The following is an 18796-nucleotide window of genomic DNA, read 5'->3' as shown; positions in this document are numbered from 1 at the left end:
ACAGGATGTTCACCTCAATGATAAAAGAGATTCGACAGCCTAATTACAATCTCCTTTTTTTTGCTGCGGGAACGATTTTTTTATTAATCATTCCGCAAAAAATCGGCAAATTTCTCAAACTGTCTCTTGAATGGGTAGGCCGCCAGCACTAGAAATGCCATGTTGAGGACAAGGGTAGGGAATAAGCGAACGCTGACAAAGTTTGAAAAATCCATATTCGTAATATGGATTAAAAGGTTCATCTCGTATACGCCGACTTCCAGCAGCGCAATTCCTATTAGCGAAACTGCAGATACGACAACAACATTTGTTTGAAGGATTCGCATTACATTCGCGAAAAGATAGGAAAGCAAAGGAAACAAGACAAGATAGACGCCAAGGATTTCCGTATAAACCATGTCAAACAAAAGTCCGAATATCAAACCATAAATGACTCCTTGCTTCGCATTTCCATAAACCGTTAAAAAGAAAATTGCAGCCATCAGAAAACGCGGAACCATTACCCTTCCGCTATTAAAGACCTCGGGAGGAATGATGTCCACAAACAGGCTTTCCAGCAAAAACAAAAAAATGAACAAGAGGGGGACAGTTATCCGTTTCACAGTCCCCCCTCCCCAATCGCTGCCGCTGGCGGAGAAGGCATCAGCCTTTTCAAAACCATAACGTGCTGAATATCATAAAAATCCGCATCAGGTTTGATATAAGCAGTCTGGTTCAAGCCAAGTTCACCGGGCTCGACTTTCTGGACTTTGCCAATCGGCACGTTAGGCGGGAAGACACCGCCGAGGCCCGAAGTCACCACATTCTGCCCTTTTTTGATTTTCGAATCAAACGGCAGGCCTTTTAACAAGAGCAGTTTCTTTTGCTCATCATAGCCATCAATAGTGCCATAAATCTGCTTATCGCTCTGGAGAGCCGCCGAAATTCGGTTAGTCGGATCAGACCCGCTCATAAGCTGGACTGTGGAGGTAAAAGGAGTTGTGCTTTTTATCTTGCCAATCAGCCCTCTTGACGTCATGACCGCCATATTTTTTTTGACGCCGTCAGATTTCCCTTTATTGATAATGATTTTTTCATGCCAAATACGGTCAGGGCTCCTTGCAATAACGGTTGCCTGCATAGGTTTGTAGTCCTGGAGGGAACCTTTCTTGTCAAGGATGTCTTTCAGCTCTTTGTTTTCTTTTTGGAGAGAATACACTTTTGCTTCAAGCTGAGCCATATCATCAAGATGCTTTTTCAGCTTTTTATTCTCGTCATATGTATCTTGCAAGTCTTCAAGATTTTCAAAAAACCCGGCAATATAATGGGCCGGCCGTGACACCAGGGATTGGACCCAGCCGGTCGTGTCTTTCACGAATTGCTCCGGCCAGGTCAGCTCTTCCCGGTCCCTTAAGGAAAACCCAATCAATGCCACGAGGATAATAATGCTGACAAGCAGCATAATCAATCTTTTATTCAGGAAAAATTGTGGCATGACTCTACACCTCTATTTTAGTTAAACAAATTCATTCAGCATTAACGTGATTCTTTAGCTTTGTTTTTAAACAAGTCAATGTGGTCAAGGGCTTTTCCGGTACCAATGGCAACGCAGTCAAGCGGATCTTCTGCAATCAGGACAGGCATTTTTGTTTCATTTACAATCACCTTGTCAAGATTGCGGAGAAGCGCTCCCCCCCCAGTCAGGACAATGCCCCGGTCCATAATGTCTGCAGCAAGTTCAGGCGGTGTATTCTCAAGCGTGAGCTTAACAGCATCGACAATCGAATAAACAGTATCATGAAGGGCTACAGCCACTTCCGCAGCCGATATTTCTATTGTCTTCGGTAAACCTGTCAAAAGGTCGCGTCCGCGGATTTCCATGTTGTCGATTCCATCTGGTTCCCCAGCTGAACCGATTTCCATTTTAATGGATTCCGATGTCCGCTCACCGATCATTAAATTGTAGGTTTTACGGATATAGCTGATAATAGCGTCATCCATCTCATCACCGGCAACTCTGATGGACTGGGATGTAACGATTCCGCCAAGCGAGATGATCGCGACTTCAGTCGTGCCGCCGCCGATATCCACTACCATGCTGCCTGTCGGTTCCCAAACTGGAAGGTTCGCCCCTATTGCAGCAGCGAAGGGTTCTTCAATTGTAAAAGCATCCCTTGCACCTGCCTGGCGGGTAGCATCAATGACGGCCCGCTCTTCAACAGCTGTAATCCCGGAAGGCACGCAAATCATAACATACGGCTTGCCGGCAAAAATGCTTTTATTTTTTGTAGCCTGTTTAATATAATACTTCATCATTGTAGCTGTTGTTTCATAATCAGCAATGACTCCGTCTTTCATCGGGCGCATAGCCACAACATTCCCCGGTGTCCGTCCAATCATGTTTTTCGCGTCGTTGCCGACCGCTACAATCGATTTCGTGTCAGTCTGCATAGCCACAACAGATGGCTCGCGAAGCACGATTCCTTTTCCTTTTACATAAACAAGTGTATTTGCAGTCCCAAGATCGATTCCCAGGTCTCTTGTCCCAATTCCAAACATGTTGTATCTCCCTTTCTTGAAAAAAAATGCTTTTTAAAGTGCTGATTATCTATCATGACAGCGTTAGAATTCAGTCGTTGACTAAAGCATTTGCAGCTTCAAATTCGCCGCAAAAATCATAAATTATATTATATCCCAACGTCAAATAAAATCATAGTATCAAACATAACCTTTTTCCTTGAGGCTTACATATTTATTCTCCCCGATGATTAAATGATCAAGTATTTCAATTCCTACGATTTTTCCGCATTCGGCCAGCCTCTTTGTTACTTCAATATCTTCCCTGCTTGGGGAAGGGTCTCCTGAAGGGTGATTATGGGCGCTTATAGGTACACTTATAGGCGTTAATAATTATATGTAACATTTTTCATCATCTATCCATTAATATTGCAACATTTAACAATTTCGCCTATTTTAAATATAAAGGCTAAATTTAGTATTAATTGTTATAAAAAGTTAATCTATAATCATTAACATTTAAGGAGGGGGAATCAAATGGAGTTAAGTGAATCGTACAAGTTTATAGCAAAAGAAATTAGAGAGATTGCTAACAATAATAAAGTTATATCAATAATGATCCATGACCAAAAAACAAACCTTCAAGTACCGCACCCTATTACAGAGTTTATAACTGTAAAATATGCATATCATGGTAAATCATTAAACTCACAATTAGTACCAGCCCGAGTAGTATGCCGCTTTTTAAACTATACCCTTAAATCTATAGATAATAAAGACAAACTGTTCATGCAGCTATCATTTAAAGGATTAAAGAATCTGAATCTATATCATGGTAGTAATTATATTTCTCACCTATCAAGAAATGGCTTATCTCGGAACACAATCAAATTGTATGAAGGAGCACTCACTAACTTTTTTGTATTTCTAAGTGAAAATAATTATATCAATGAAAAGATAGAAATTGAATATAACTATTACAAAGATAAAAGAACAATTAAATCGGTATTTGAAAAAAGTTATCTCCAAACCAAATATCCTCCTTCAAGAAAATCAAATACTACCTTAAAATTAAAAGATTTCGGTAAGAATCGTTATGAGCTTATGATTTTATTCATACAGGTAGCTAGAGCTGTTTCACCAGATATCGTTTTAGGTATTTGTTTTCAGTTTTATGGTGGATTACGTAGAGGTGAGGTTGTAAATGTTACTAGATTAGATTTAGAGGTAATTCCAAATGAATCTATGATAGTTCATATTAAAGATAATAGACATCTCCTATTCTCGGATTTAGAGGATACATCAAATGAATTTCCAAAAAGAACAAATTATCTCTCCCCTAGATTATGCAAACAAATAATAATGGATATACCTTTAGTATGGGAAGTATATTTTGAACATATTAATCACCTACGAACTGTGAAAGCTAAAAATAAAAAAGCAATGTTTTTAAATAAAGATGGGAATGCAATGTCTGGTAAAGTTTATGATCGAAGGTTTAATAAAGTAAAAAAACGTTTTTTAGAGGAATTATTAAAGCAAGGTAAATATGAAGATTACACATTATTAAGTGAGAGTTATTGGTCTACTCATATTGGCCGAGGCATTTACAGTAATATTCTATTTGATATGAAACTTACACCTACTCAAATAGCCATCGCTAGAGGTGATACTAATATTAATTCATCTATGGAATATGTAGACGAAAAAACAACTTTAAATGCAATTAAAGACAATTTGCCTCGAATAAACAAGTTAACTGAAGAATATTTCAATAATTAAATATGAGAATAATTCACATCGAAAGGTGGAAGTAATTTGGATAGAAATCTAATTAAATTATCCTCGTTTTTTTACAACAAACAAAATATTCCTGCAACTAAACATAAAATAAAGCTTCTTATTAAGGAAGGCTACCTTAAAACTTTTCGAATTAACAAGGAAATCTATTTTTATCGAGATGAAGTAACCGAAATTTTTCAGATTGAAAATGACTTATCAGAGAATTACTTTAATACTGAAAGTTTTCTCCAAACAGTTTGTAGAGCCTCTAGTACTACATCTTATAGAAAACAATTAATCGAAATACTCTCTAAATGTAATCAAGTGTATAAAATTAATACTGTTAATTACAGAAACTCATTATACTTCGCTAAATCAGATGTAGAAAAATTTCTTTTTAATGTATATACCAAAGATGAACTTTTAAAAAAATTTAGCATCAATATTTATATCTACGATAACTTTGTAAATTTAAAGAATACAAATTTGATTAGAATCTCAAAAAACACAGAATACATTCCTAAGTCCTACTCAACCAAATTAAAAAACTTTTCAAATAAGTTTTCTTCTAAGGAACGGAAAGCTAAATGGGTCAAAGGCACAACAATAATAAGAAGTAATATTTTTTCTAAATTAGTTAAAAAAAATGAAACTTTATATAAACTATGTCTCAAAAATTCAATAAACCACTTTAAAAATCATGAAAAAGTTTTATATGTAGATTATCATTCTCTCTCATCGTTTTACAGGATACATCTAAATTCATCTAATAATTACTACACATTAACGGAGATTAGAAAATTATTTGGTACGCATCAAACTTCACTAACTAATTTAAAATATACTTTTGTCCCAAATTTATTAAAAATGTGCGAAAAATTGAATATAAAGTATTTTAAAACCAGTCAGCAACTTCTAGGGGATAATATTTATTTCAAAAAAGTACATATTAATGATTTTCTATCTACTTATATTTCCAATAAAGATGTAGTTAATCAATATAGCATAACTTTTCATCAATTAAATTTTCTGATCAATCACCATAACATTGATCACATTGATTTACACACCCGACTTAGGTTATATAAACAAAAAGACATTATTGAAATGTTTAACAAAGACGATACATGGCTGTACCTTGGAAAAAAAGATAAATTCTTTTATTTAAAACAAGTATTTGAATTATTACAAGTATCAGATAGTGAACTAATCACTATTAGAAAAGAGACTAAACTGACTTTTTATAATTTCCACAATACAACCTATTACTACAAAGAAGAAATAAATAATTTGCTTAAACTCAAACAGTATCTTAGGGAGAATTATGTTCCTTCTTCTTTAGTTTCTGAAACACTTGGAGAACACTACACTCGATACTTTACAAGTAAAAAAAAACCAACAGGTATTGAAAGATATGCTTTCAATGTAGACTCTCCAACATTCTTAATTTTTCCTAAATCAGAGTACGAAGTACTATTAAAACAGAAACAACATCAAGAAATATTAGATTCCATATCATATCATGATCCACTTTCGGCTTTTAATGAACTACTAAAAATATATAACATTAAATTTCATGAAAAATCATCTGTTACACAACAATATTGGTTTGATTACTGTACCGATTCAATTCAATATAACAATAAAGCGAAAGAAACTGTACCTTACTTTGTAAATGCCTTAGTAAAATGCACTAAATTATTATCAGAATTTATTTCGGATTCAGAATTATATCTAAAATCGAGCAATGAAATAAATTTTTGTTTATTAAACTCAAACATTCCAATTACTCATCGAAATATTATATTACCTTTTATTAATAAACATTATCACCAATTAATTCAAGATAATATTAAAGGCGCATTCAAAATAAGTAAAATTAAAAATTCATCAAATACCACTAGAACTGTAAATCAAGATATGGATATATACGACTACACTACTTTTAAGCAAGTATATTCATATGTAAATAAACTTAATCATAAAGCACCTGCAATAAATGACGGTTTACTTAGAATAAACTTTCCCACATTAAAACAATCAAACGAATATGCTTATTCTTGGCTATATATACTGTTACACCTAAATAACGCTTGGCGACATAGAGATATATGTAATATAAAAATGATTAATATCTCTTTTCTTAACATAAATTCGTTAGAGAAGTTTATAAATAGAGATCTTACCAACGATGAAGTAAACAAAATCATTAATTTACTTTTAGCAAAAGAATACATTGTTTCTAAAACTAAGGCTATCAATAATTTTTTCATATCTGATGACATTAAGGTCGCTGTTGCTAACGCTTATGTAATTTGTCATTTAATAAATCAACATTGCTATCCTACTTTAGATAATATTATTTATTTTAATAATAAACAAAATAATTTTCTCGACACTCATACTAATAGTTTCTTTAAGGATTTTCCTAAAGAATTCAAATTTAAAAACAGAAAGATGAATAGAACATTGCTTACTATCATGTATACACTATTAAAAACGGAAAAACATAGTGGCGCAGCCCTTAACATTACCCAGCGACTCCGTTCTCATAAAAGTGTGGAATCAACCAATGTATATATTAATATCCCTGACGAAGATATTAATAATCTTTCCATAAACTTATTTAATCGTGGAGTATTTGGTTATATACCAAAAATGCTTAGTGAAATAGTTTTCGGAAGTACAAGCGATCTGACAATTGAAACAAACAATATAAAAAAATTACAATCAGTATTCAAAGATATTTATAACATTGAATCCACCGCAGGTTTTTTAAATAGTGTACTCAAACAAAAAAAATCTATAATCGAGTTATTTATTTATAAAGGATCAAAAGTAGCATTCGAAACTTTAAATAAGCTTCAAAAGAATTTCTTACCGGGAAAGGATGAAAATTTCCAATGTATTGTTTCAGAAGAAGGTTGTCTTAATACTGGTTTAGACTGTAAGAACTGTGTTTATTCTGTACCAAATTTTTATGCTACAGCTAACATAGTCTCTAGCGTTACACACACATTAGAACAGTTTAAGAATAACTTCAACAATACTAATTTCGAAATTGAAAAGATAAAACAAGTAAATCTTTTGTTTATGGAATTAGATATTTTAGATGATTTGGTTAATAAGCTTGGCGAAGATGTAGTGTTAGGGTTTTTCGAAGGAAATAAACAGGGCTATATTAAGTTGCTAGACTTATTAAATAATATTGATTCAAAAAAACCTATACAAGAATACGCTACTTATGCACCAAAAGGAGTTGATGAAAGGTGAGTGATAATACAACAATAAAGTCCACTACTACTTTCGATACGCCCTATTTATCCGAATACGAAATTACTTACGTTATCAATTTAATATTAGAGCTAAAAGCAAAAGGTATTTTTCTATCGAATTCAATTCACGATGACATTTGGATATTCTCACATGAATATAGTCCAGGAAGATCTATTAAACTAGATTTCGGAAAAATTAACAAAGGTTTAACCCAAGATGGTCAATTACTAATAAAATGTTGGATAGGTTCATTGCTTGATAAATACCGACCATCTACGTGTATTCACTATTTCCACTATTTTTGTATGGCTATTAATATTACAAACTTTTTCTCTCTAAATCGTATAGATCATTTTGTAGAATGGCTTCATGAAGATCAAATCACTGATAATGAAAAAACTTATGTTCTTTCCACTGTTTTTAGTTTTTTTGATTTTAGTGAAATTTCCAATTCAAGTAAATATCTTACTAAACTATACGATATACGAAATAAAATTAAATTCAGTAAAAATCCCATTAGTCTACCTTCATCAAAATATATCTTAATATTCTCATATTATTTAGAGAAATATTTTGCTGACATCGAAAAAGACGAATTGTTTAATGTTGAAGAAACTATAAAAAAGAAAATCCTTTTCTCTCCGATCTTAATCTGGTGGAATTTAACTACAATTATTCCAATGAGATCTACTGAATTTTGTTTAATAAAAAGAGAGTGTATTTCGGAAGAAAACAACAAATATTTTATTACAATAACTAGAATTAAAAAACCATTAGACCAGGAAGTTAAAAATAATTATTATACTAAAATTGAGATCAATGAAAGTATGTATAATTTAATAAATAATTATATTGAGGTTACTGAAGAATATGGAGAAAGTGAAACACTTATCTCTTATAGATCTTTAATTTACGTTGATAATACAGAACGTAGAAGACTTCAAAAAAGAAACCTAAACTCTTTCAATAAAAATAATTTAGAAAAGTTACTTAAACGTTTCTATAAAGAAGTTATTAACGAATATTATCAAATTAACTTATCTCTAAATCAAAGATTAAGTCCAAATGATACTCGTCACATAGCTTTTGTTTCACTTATGATGCAAGGTATTTCACCTGTTGAAATAGCACGTTTGGGTGGTCATAAAACAATAGCAGCACAGTATCATTACAGTTTTCACAAAGAATACTGGATTGATAACGAGGTATTTAAGTTAATTAAAAACTATAAAAACATATCTACTTTCGATAACAATAATATTAGATATATTCCAGAAAACGTTAAATTGAAGGCCTTTGAATCACCTACATCAAGCTTTAGAGGCGAATTAGAAATCGGCTATTGTAGCGACTCTCTTATTCGTTGTGAAGCCAAAGAATGTATGCTTTGTAGCCACTGGCGAATTGATTTTGATGATATAAAATTAAAACATAATCTTATTATCGAAAAAGTGAATAAGAATCGAAACAATCTAAATGAACTTATGAATTTTATTTATAAAATTCATACAAATACAGTTTTAAATACCCTGACACCCAAACATCTAGAAAACGAGAAAGACTTACAGCAAACATTACAAAAAGTTAAATCAGAACTCCATAATTTATCAAAACTAATCCAATTTGAAAGGAATATCTATTAATTATATGACTAATAAAGGGCGGAAACCAATACTAACTGAAATTGAAGCTAAAGAAATAATAAACAGTTACGTACTAAAGCATAGTGTATCGAAAAAGATTAAATATAGTGATTTGAATAATTATTGTATTGAACTATATCAAAATAAAGAGATAACTCAATTACCATCAGAATCATTTTGGAGGAAAAAGGATCGGACAGGCAGAAAATTAATAGATGAGGTAAATTCAGTTCTAACTCACAAACTTGAAAGACATGAAAAACAATATGAGCTTCAAAATTTATTAAAGCTAATAGAAAATAAAATCACAAATAAAGTACTAAAAACAACTCTTTTCAACGAATTAGAATCTAAGCAAAATAAAATAGAACAGCTTGAAAAAGAGCTTAATATAAAGGAGGAAAGGATATTATCATTAGAAAAATCATATGAAAATAAAAAAACATTGAATAAACAGCAACAAGAATTAATATCACAGGTTTTTCACTACTTTCTAAACAAATCTACACCTGAAAATTTTAAATTTTTTGATTCTGCTCTAAACAATATATTCACAAACCCCTTTGATTACCTTTCTTTATTACAGGAAAAAGAATCTCAAAAACAAAATAATGTTGCTGACTTTTTTAAGAATAGACTGAAAAAATAATTAAAAAGTTTACTAGAAATATATCAGATTCCGGGCATAAGAACCAACTTGTAACCGTCAGATAACTTTGAACACTTTTTGCTGAATTGAAATGAACACTATACTGAAAATTAGAACATGCACATTGTCACTTACATGGAGCCTCTACGGGCAAGATGATGAGCCATGAAGCCAAGATGCACCAAAGCTTATCTGGCTCAGCCATAATAGGCTATCATGCCCGTCTCTCCAAATACAGTGCACGTCATTCTATTTTTCTTTTTTAGGCGGTTTTCCTATTAACGCTTCGACACATCTACAAGCCTGTACAATTGCTGCCTCATAATCAGATATTACATTTGCTTGCTCCTAAAACTCTGGTAACACTCGGAATATCCGAGCGTTTTTAGTCTTAATTTATGGCTCTGTTCGCATATTTTGTTGTTTCTAGGTAAAACTGTTATAATGTTGGAAATCTTTATAACAGAGGGTGCATTGTATGTGGCTAGATATGTACGAAAAATTTGCAGATCTTTCTGATCAAGATAAATTACGATTATTTAATGCGATTAAAGAGGACATTTTCCCTGAACCAAAAATGGATATCTCTAAACTGATATGCGCTCAGTCAGTGGCGCGCTAGGGATTATTGATTATTTTTTCTCTTATCGGATTTTCTTATATCGTTACTAATCATAATTGGTTTTATCCTTTCTCTTGTTCTTTCATGGATAAAATCTTCTTTAAATCCTAATTCTTTTAGTAAATAGAATTCTAATATGTTACGTAGGATGTGGAAAGCAATTATTAAATCTTCACCTTTAAGAGTTTTATCTTCTCGTTTTTGATTATAGTGTGTGTAGTAATTCCTTGTTTTAGCTATTAACTGGGGGAATTCTACTAATTTGAAGTCTCCGGTATGAAATATGAACCTATGGTCTGCTAGTAATAAATCTGCCAGACGGCTTCTTAATATAACAAAATCTTTGCACCCATCCAATAAGAACTCCCTATCTTGATTGCGAAAGGTTTCAGGCCTCACTTCTAATAACTTTTCTACTCTTTTTTTATAATCTTGAAGAGAATAAGCAATTCTTCGAGAATGGTAGGTTTCCAATGCTTGTACCATGTTCAAAAAATGCCGACTAACTGACAAATTTTGGTTGTATAAACTGTCAATATAGAGTTCTATTATAGGTTCCATTATAGTTGCTACTTCTTGCCATTGTGAAAAATTTGCTTGTTTTAGTTCACTCAGGCTAAAAAGATAATCATGTTTTATTAATTTTTTAGTGCTATTTTCAATATTTAAAGCGTGTTTATAAGCGTGAAAAACTTCTAGCGGTCGAATATGTTTCTCATCATCTTCAAATTCATAATAAACATCGGGGCTCTCAACGATCATCGAGCCATAGTTTAAAGGGACACCTACAGCTATCTCTATAAGTCTTTTCATTTGGTTAGCAGTTTTCATAAACCATTCTATTGTTTGTGTGGATTGGGCTTCGATTATAAGATGAGGCGTTTGCTTTAGTGTTATCTCCTCTTTCATGAGATGAAATGGTTCACTAAAGGTTAAATAGTAGTATATACTGTAAGTTTCATTTGAGTATATTTCGACTGGCTCTACAATCTTTAAATCTATAAGAGAATCTATTTTTTTGTCCAAATCAGGTCTTACATAGTTTGAAACATCACCCCATTGAATTATCCCTGGTATGCATATTATCATTTTAGAAAATTTGATATCCTCTTCTTCATTGAAATTTACACCATTAAACATGAATTGAGCCTTATATCCAAATACTTCTTCTGACCCTACTCTACTATTAGTACTTATTCTTGAGCAATTGAGAAGAGTAATTTCAGCACCATTAATTGTAGTACCAGTAATAAAAGGAATTTCAAGAGGAAGTTCTAAGTAACTCATGATAGGACCATTATTAGGTATACGAATATATAATAATATGCCACCTTCATCTTCATTTAAATATAAGTCCCCTGTATATTTTTTTCCTATATTGTTAATCCTCCAAAAACCTGTTGCCGATAAATTTACTTTCATTTTTTCACCACCATAAATAGCGTTGATAACTATTTCTATTGTATCTATAAATAGAAAAATATAGCAACTCAATAAACCTATTTCAGTTTGTTTAGGGGTAGCGTCAGGAAAATGCGGATTTACAACGCTAAGCCCATTTTCCTGACGATTCCCCTGTTTTTAACAACGTTAAGAAAGTTTCAGTGGTCTTAAAGAATCTACCGAGACCATTTTCTCCAAATTAAAATGGTATTCTCCTAGCAAATTAATATGTTCCCAACCTAGAGGCGACATATGGTGCAATAATTCTTCATTAAAACTACCAGACTGTTTTTGATATTCAACTGCTTTTGTTAGATGTAGGGTATTCCAGATACTAATGGCATTGATAATTATGTTTAAAGCACTGGCCCTTTGCAATTGATGTTGTATCGTTCGTTCCCTAAGCTCACCTTGTTTTCCGAAGAAAATAGCTCTTGCCAGCCCATTCATGGCTTCCCCTTTATTCAATCCTCTTTGTATTTTTCTTCTTAGCGATTCATCCGATATATAATTCAAAATAAAAATCGTTTTTTCTATTCGGCCCATCTCACGTAAGCTGTAGCTAAGCTGTTTTGTCTTGAATAGGAACCTAGTTTCCCATAATAAGGGATGCTGAGACTGTTCCTTCTCTTATTGAATGGGCTAATCGTAAAACATCCTCATAATTTTCTCCAATGACCTTTGTATTTATTTGTCCACGTAAAATAGCTTCTAGTTTTGGATACTCACTTGCTTTATCTATCGTAAATAATTTTGAGTCCGATATATCTCTTATTCTTGGAGCAAATTTAAAACCTAATAAGTGGGTCAATCCGAATATTTGGTCTGTGTAACCGGCTGTGTCTGTATAATGCTCTTCTATGTTTAGATCGGTCTCATGGTGCAACAAACCATCTAAAACATGAATGGCATCCCTTGAATTAGTATGAATAATCTTTGTGTAATAAGAAGAAAATTGATCACTTGTAAATCGATAGATGGTGGTTCCTTTTCCTGTTCCGTAATGAGGATTCGCATCTGCATGTAGTGATGAAACTCCTAGCTGCATTCTCATCCCATCTGATGAGGACGTTGTGCCGTCTCCCCAATAAGATGACAATTGTAGCTTATGATGCAAATTTACTAAAACAGCTTGGGCTTTATTCATTGCGTCTTCATACATGCGCCATTGAGACACATTCGCTAGTTGCTTATATGTAAGTCCTGGTGTGGCTTCAGCCATCTTACTCAATCCAATATTCATTCCCATACCTAAAAGAGCAGCCATAATAATGATTGTTTCTTCCTTATCTGGTTTTCGATTGTTAGAAGCATGTGTAAATTGTTCATGAAATCCTGTTATATGGGCAACATCCATCAGTAGTTCGGTTAATTTTATTCTTGGTAGCATCTGATACAGGCTGGCACTAAATTTCTTAGCTTCTTCTGGAACATCTTTTTCTAAGCGTGCAAGTGACAGCTTTCCTTTTTCAAGAGAAACCCCGTCTAACTTGTTGGAATTGGCAGCTAACCACTTTAACCTTTCGTTAAGGCTGCTGGTCCTCTCCGTCATATAATCTTCGAATGATAAACTAACTGATAATCTCGTATTCTCCTTCGTTTGGTTCCATGTATCTTCTGAAAACAAATATTCCTCAAAATCTCTATATTGTCTGCTACCAACAATGGAAACATCTCCTGCCCGAACATGCTCCCTAAGTTCTGTTAAAACGGCCATTTCATAATAATGACGATTAATTGTTTTACCATCATCCTCGTATAAATGCTTTTTCCAACGTTTTGAAATAAAATCCACTGGTGAGTCATCGGGTACCTTTCGTTTCCCAGATTCGTTCATTCCTCGGATAATCTCTACAGCCTTTAATAGTTGTTCATTTGCCTTTGTAGAATGAAATTCCAATACTCTTAATAGCGTGGGTGTATATTTTCTAAGTGAATAGAATCGTTTTTGCAGTAAATCTAAATAATCATAGTCGGCAGGACGTGCAAGCTCCTGAGCCTCTTCCACCGAAGAAACAAAAGAATTCCATTCAATAACCGATTTCAAAACCTCAAAAACGTTTAATTTTTCTTTTTTTGCTTTGATTAAGGCTTGTCCGATGCTCGTAAAGTGTATAACTTTCTCATTCAGTTTTTTACCGTTTTGTTTCTGAATTTCCTCTTGAGCCTTGCGGCCTTTTGATAACAGACTAAGTATTTGTCTGTCATGAATTTCAAAAGCTTTGTCCGTTAACTCCTGAGTAAGATGTAATAAATAGACGGTTAATATCGAATATCGTTTATTTTCTTGAAAGTCACGAAATGCATATGGCTCATATCTTGAACCTAAACGAGATAGCTGTAATAGGCGATTGCGATGCAGATGACTAATTTTTACCGTCTCTAATTCTATTCCCCGTATGTATTCGAGTCGTTCTATTACTTTCAGAAATGTTTCGGGTGAAGGATGCCCTGGTGGTTCCTTTAACCAACCCAATATCGTTTTATTGGATTCGGATGGATGCTGCGATGTAATGATCTCTTCAAGCTTTTCTTTTTGTTCATTTGTCAAAGATTTACTAACCGTATTAAATAGCTTCTTTTCAGCCATTGCTCTTGCCTCCCACACCATTCTTTCAAGTGTAGTGATAGCAGGCAGAATGCTTTTATTTCTTCTTAGAAAGTCGATACATTCGTGTAGTAGATGAATGGCATCACCATTTTCCAAAGCTAATTGATGAAGATGCTTAAATGTCATTCGATATTCTTTCAACGTAAAAGTTACAAAGTCGTATTCACTTCGAATTTCTTTCAAATGATCCCAAAGTGTATTTTCTCTATGAGGATAATGACTAAGTGAAGATGGAGTGGTACCGATTTGTTTTGATATATAATGTATGACCGAATCTGGGATGCTTTTGATATGAGTGTACGGCCAACCGGGATACCGAAGAACAGTTAATTGAACGGCGAACCCTAACCGGTTTTCTTCTCTTCTTCGTTTATTTATAATTTCTAAATCTCGCTTGGAGAAAGTGTAGTAGGTTCCTAGCACCCACTCATCTTCAGGAATTTGCATAAGAGCCTGTCTCTGTTCAGGTGTAAGCAATTCCCTACCTCTGGCAATTTTCATTAAGTATCATCCCATTTCTGTAATTTTCAATTTATTAGTTCAATTATATATCAATAGAGTGTACTCTATTGATAGAATTTTGGCTCCTTGATATTATTAGCTTAATAGACTCTCAATAACACTTATCAAAATTATAGATTAAAAGAGGGATAAAAATGATTTATGGATATGCTCGAGTAAGTACACAAGATCAAAATCTAGATAGCCAGATTGATCAACTTACAAAATACGGAGTAGATGAACTTGTGGAGGAGAAAATAAGTGGCGTTTCTAAACAAAAGCCATTTTTAGATGAACTTCTTTCCAAGGTAGCTCCTGATGATACATTAGTTGTGACACGAATGGATCGTCTTGGTCGAAACACTCTTCAGTTACTGCAATTAGTTGAACAACTTAGAGAAAGAGATATACACTTTGTTATTTTAAACTTAGGAATAGATACCAGAACACCAACTGGTAAATTCTTTTTAACGGTAATGGCAGCCTTTAGTGAACTAGATCGAGAAATGATTAAAGAGAAGCAACGTTCAGGAATTAAATTGGCCAAGCAAAAGGGGAAATATCGAGGAAGAGTTAAAAAATATACAGATAAGCATCAAGGTATGAATCATGCCATTGAATTACGTAAAACTACCAATAAAACTGTAAAGGAGATATGTGCAATTACAGGAATCAGTCAGGCGGCATTTTATCGTAGACTAAAGGAAATGGAAAAAGATAATGGATAACAATTTTAATACATTTAATTATTTTGCAACCGATTAACTTCCTCATTCGACTTTATTGTGTAACGGAGAGGAGAACCAAAATGGATCTAGCAAAATTAGTGAAAAAAGCAAAAAAAGGTGATGATGAAGCATTTGAACAACTGATTGGTTCTGTTCGACAAAAGCTGTACCGAACAGCCTATGCATATGTTAGAAATGAACAAGATGCTCTTGATGTCTATCAAGAAACAATTTATACAGCCTATATTTCAATAAAGACATTAAAAAAACCTGAAAGTTTTTCGAGTTGGATTACAAAAATTCTAGTTTTTAAATCGATTGATTTTATTCGGAAAGAGTCCCGCCATTTTACTACAGATAATGAGGAAATCTTTACTGAATTAATCGCTTCTGAAAATGTTGATTTTATTATGCATTCGATGGATTTATCAGATGCCTTTAAATTTTTAAATCCTACTGTTAAGACCATTATTTTGTTGAGGTATTATCACGATTTGTCCATTAAGGAAATTGCCACCATCATGAATTATCCGGAAGGAACTGTGAAATCACACTTAAATAGAGCGAAAAAAGAGCTAAGACCTATTTTAAAGGAGGGCTATCTTTATGAATAAAGACAAATTCAATCGATCTATCGACAACATAAATGTACCTGTTGAAAAGCTAATGGCAAGGGAGAAGATGGCTATCTTTCAAGCCAAGAAAAAAAGAAAAGTAGGAAGAACCACAAAACGGTCAATCTTGGTAGCGTGTGGGTTATGCCTATCTTTGCTTGGTTCTGGATTTGTTTCAACAGGCATGGCGGAAGCATTGTCAAATATTCCCCTAATTGGTCCGATTTATAAGGACTTTAGAGACATTGCCTCAGATAAAATTGAACACGATCAACTTACGACAGTAATTGATAAACAGGATAGTAAAAACGGCTTAACAATGACTGTAAAAGAAGCAACTTATGATGGTAGCCGGATAATCGTAACAGTTGTTTACACAGGTCAAAAAGAACTTTCGATGAAAGAAGAAAAGGCCGGCTTTAGCTATATAACAATTAATGGACAAGAAGTTAAACCAGCGAGTGGGTCAGCAGGGCAAGATGACATAAACTCGAATACAATAATTGAACATCATCAATTTACCTTTTCTAATTATAATGAATATGGCGATAAAATTGAGGTTGCGGTCCATGGAGAAGATTTATTTGGCTATGAGGGGAAATTGAAGGTGGCTTTCCCACTTGAAAAAATAAAAGGCGATATGTTTGAGTTTTATCCAAAGGCTACAACTAAAACGATTGATAAAGTTTATACATTAACAGCCGACAAAGTAACATTTTCACCTCTATCAACAAGAATAGACCTAACGATTGATTATCCTGTTGAAATGGATGAAAACGATAGTTGGCCATGGTTTGATTTCTCTGTAGTCGATGATAATGGTCATGTATATGATAAACTGAAACTACAAGCAGGCATGGCTGTTGGGAACTATGGTCATCATATGGTACTGACTTTGCCTCCAATGGATACGATACCAAAATCATTTACACTAAAGCCAAGTCGAACAAATAGTGAAGGCTTTAGTGAAGAAATAAAGGAATTAGAATTAGTCGTTCCTTTAAATAAAAGTAAATAATGACCTCGTTTGCTTCGTTTACTCATATCGCGGGAGTATCTTAAGCTAACGAACACGGTTGAATAAGGACTAGAGCAGTAACCCTGTGATCAGGACAATAACGAGTTTTATTAAAAACCATAATGAAAGCCGGATTCCATAGCTATTGGAATTCGGCTTTTTAAACTTTCTTAACGTTGTAAATCCGCATTTTCCTGACGGTACCCCGTTTAGAGGATACAAAACATGAAGGTTTAAAACAAATGTAATCGTAAATAACATCGATATGGGGTAGCACCAACAAAACGCGAATTTCGTACGCTAAGCAAAATTTTATAAAGAAAAAGCCGATTTCCTGTACGTGAAGGACCTCGGCTTTTTCTCAATCCATTATTCTTTAAAATTTAGTACTTAGTTTCACAGACAATGCTATGCATCAGTATTTTGAATAAAATCTATCATTTTCTCGTTTAATTCAGTAGTAAATTCTGTACGTGTACTGAGATAGAATTGATTATTACTAGACAGATGTACGCGTATAAGGTTTGCTGATCGTAATATCATAAGGTGATGATGGAGGTTCCCTTTGGCTCCGCCTATATAATTTAAAATATCCGTAAATTTATATTTAGGAAAAACCCTGTGGTTCCACAGGATTTTTTAATCAAAGTTTATTATTAACATACAGACTTTGCTTTGGTTTCTAACAACTTATTTTCATTAGCTTAGTGAGTAGCAATATGAAGCACGAGACCTTCCGTCTAATAATATATCCTCAAACTCTTCTAAGCTTAATCTATCATTAATCTTAAAGCTATCGTCGAATCCTAATTTAAATGTACCTACATCTGAATAGTAAATATCTATATGATGAAGAGGGTGAATAAACTCTTCACAGTTATCCACATCATAATCATATCTAATATAACCTGGTTCAAATGTCATTAGACATTTTATAACTGACCATAAATCCGTTTCTAAATCTACCGAGATATTAAAATCAGATAATAAATCTCCATAACTTTCTATAAATGACAAGATATCATGATTATCCTCATTATTATCTGAGAACCAATTATTTTTACAAAGTGTTGATAAAATTTCAAGAATATATAAGTCGATTTCTATCTCTCTATTATTAATACTAAAATAGACATTCGTATCAACGAAATTAATATTGAATGGAAATATAAACGAAAAATGTTTAAATACTTTTTCCTCTTTATCGTATATAGTGAAAAACATTCGTTTCTTCAGACCATAATATCTTAAAGTAAAAGTATCTCCACTTTCTTCAGTAGGGTTTAAATCAGTTAATATTATCTTTAAAGAAGATACTAAAATAGTTATAATTTGACTTTTAGATTTAATTCTCGAATGTACTAACTCATCTAAGGCCTCAAAACTAGTTATGTTATAGGAATTCCTTAGCAA

General features: G+C 33.1%; 12 protein-coding genes and 2 pseudogenes. 7 read left to right on the top strand and 7 right to left on the bottom strand.

Annotated elements, in window-relative coordinates; all coding sequences use genetic code 11:
- Positions 1 to 83: 83 nt before the first annotated feature.
- From mreD to D1970_RS17375, 4 genes and pseudogenes are all read right to left on the bottom strand, one after another.
- Positions 84 to 602 (bottom strand): rod shape-determining protein MreD, encoded by a 519-nt coding sequence (gene mreD, locus D1970_RS17390; protein WP_119114125.1) that lies wholly within the window; start codon positions 600 to 602, stop codon positions 84 to 86.
- Positions 599 to 1474, bottom strand: coding sequence for a rod shape-determining protein MreC (gene mreC, locus D1970_RS17385; RefSeq protein ID WP_119114124.1), 876 nt, complete (start codon positions 1472 to 1474; stop codon positions 599 to 601). Before mreC ends, mreD begins: the two co-directional genes overlap by 4 nt.
- Before the next feature lie 41 nt (positions 1475 to 1515).
- Positions 1516 to 2538: a rod shape-determining protein gene (locus D1970_RS17380; RefSeq protein ID WP_119114123.1), complete on the bottom strand. Its 1023-nt coding sequence runs from the start codon at positions 2536 to 2538 to the stop codon at positions 1516 to 1518.
- 159 nt (positions 2539 to 2697) lie between these two features.
- Positions 2698 to 2865: pseudogene (locus D1970_RS17375) on the bottom strand (JAB domain-containing protein); the annotation flags it as partial.
- A gap of 168 nt (positions 2866 to 3033) precedes the next feature.
- On the opposite strand from D1970_RS17375, the gene D1970_RS17370 reads away from it, so the two are divergent.
- From D1970_RS17370 to D1970_RS17355, 4 genes are read left to right on the top strand one after another with little or no spacing between them, the layout of a single operon-like run.
- Positions 3034 to 4278 carry a site-specific integrase gene (locus D1970_RS17370; protein ID WP_119114122.1) on the top strand — a complete coding sequence of 415 codons (1245 nt, stop codon included), beginning with the start codon at positions 3034 to 3036 and terminating at the stop codon, positions 4276 to 4278.
- A gap of 36 nt (positions 4279 to 4314) precedes the next feature.
- The gene (locus tag D1970_RS17365) at positions 4315 to 7551 is read left to right on the top strand and encodes a hypothetical protein (RefSeq protein ID WP_119114121.1); all 3237 of its coding nucleotides are present in this window, start codon (positions 4315 to 4317) and stop codon (positions 7549 to 7551) included.
- Positions 7548 to 9197, top strand: coding sequence for a tyrosine-type recombinase/integrase (locus tag D1970_RS17360; RefSeq protein ID WP_119114120.1), 1650 nt, complete (start codon positions 7548 to 7550; stop codon positions 9195 to 9197). The genes D1970_RS17365 and D1970_RS17360 overlap by 4 nt, the downstream gene beginning before the upstream one ends.
- Before the next feature lie 4 nt (positions 9198 to 9201).
- Positions 9202 to 9846, top strand: coding sequence for a hypothetical protein (locus tag D1970_RS17355; RefSeq protein ID WP_119114119.1), 645 nt, complete (start codon positions 9202 to 9204; stop codon positions 9844 to 9846).
- Positions 9847 to 10471: 625 nt separating this feature from the next.
- On the opposite strand, the gene D1970_RS17350 is transcribed toward D1970_RS17355, so the two are convergent.
- Together D1970_RS17350 and D1970_RS17345 are read right to left on the bottom strand one after the other, a co-directional pair.
- Entirely contained in the window at positions 10472 to 11890 is a 1419-nt protein-coding gene (locus tag D1970_RS17350) for an ApeA N-terminal domain 1-containing protein (protein ID WP_119114118.1), read from the bottom strand.
- A 168-nt stretch (positions 11891 to 12058) separates the two neighbouring features.
- Positions 12059 to 15023 (bottom strand): annotated as a pseudogene (locus D1970_RS17345) (Tn3 family transposase).
- Between the two features lie 155 nt (positions 15024 to 15178).
- Here D1970_RS17345 and D1970_RS17340 point away from each other — a divergent pair.
- From D1970_RS17340 to D1970_RS17330, 3 genes are all read left to right on the top strand, one after another.
- On the top strand, positions 15179 to 15751 hold the full coding sequence (locus D1970_RS17340; protein ID WP_119114117.1) for a recombinase family protein: 573 nt from the start codon (positions 15179 to 15181) through the stop codon (positions 15749 to 15751).
- 80 nt (positions 15752 to 15831) lie between these two features.
- Positions 15832 to 16365: a sigma-70 family RNA polymerase sigma factor gene (locus D1970_RS17335; protein WP_119114116.1), complete on the top strand. Its 534-nt coding sequence runs from the start codon at positions 15832 to 15834 to the stop codon at positions 16363 to 16365.
- Positions 16358 to 17383 carry a DUF4179 domain-containing protein gene (locus D1970_RS17330; protein ID WP_119114115.1) on the top strand — a complete coding sequence of 342 codons (1026 nt, stop codon included), beginning with the start codon at positions 16358 to 16360 and terminating at the stop codon, positions 17381 to 17383. Before D1970_RS17335 ends, D1970_RS17330 begins: the two co-directional genes overlap by 8 nt.
- A gap of 699 nt (positions 17384 to 18082) precedes the next feature.
- Here the strand turns inward: D1970_RS17330 and D1970_RS17325 are convergent.
- The gene (locus tag D1970_RS17325) at positions 18083 to 18796 is read right to left on the bottom strand and encodes an STM2766 family helicase-associated protein (protein WP_119114114.1); all 714 of its coding nucleotides are present in this window, start codon (positions 18794 to 18796) and stop codon (positions 18083 to 18085) included.

Source organism: Mesobacillus zeae (assembly GCF_003570705.1).
Classification (GTDB): domain Bacteria; phylum Bacillota; class Bacilli; order Bacillales; family Cytobacillaceae; genus Mesobacillus_C; species Mesobacillus_C zeae.
This window is presented reverse-complemented; position numbering and strand designations above follow the sequence as displayed.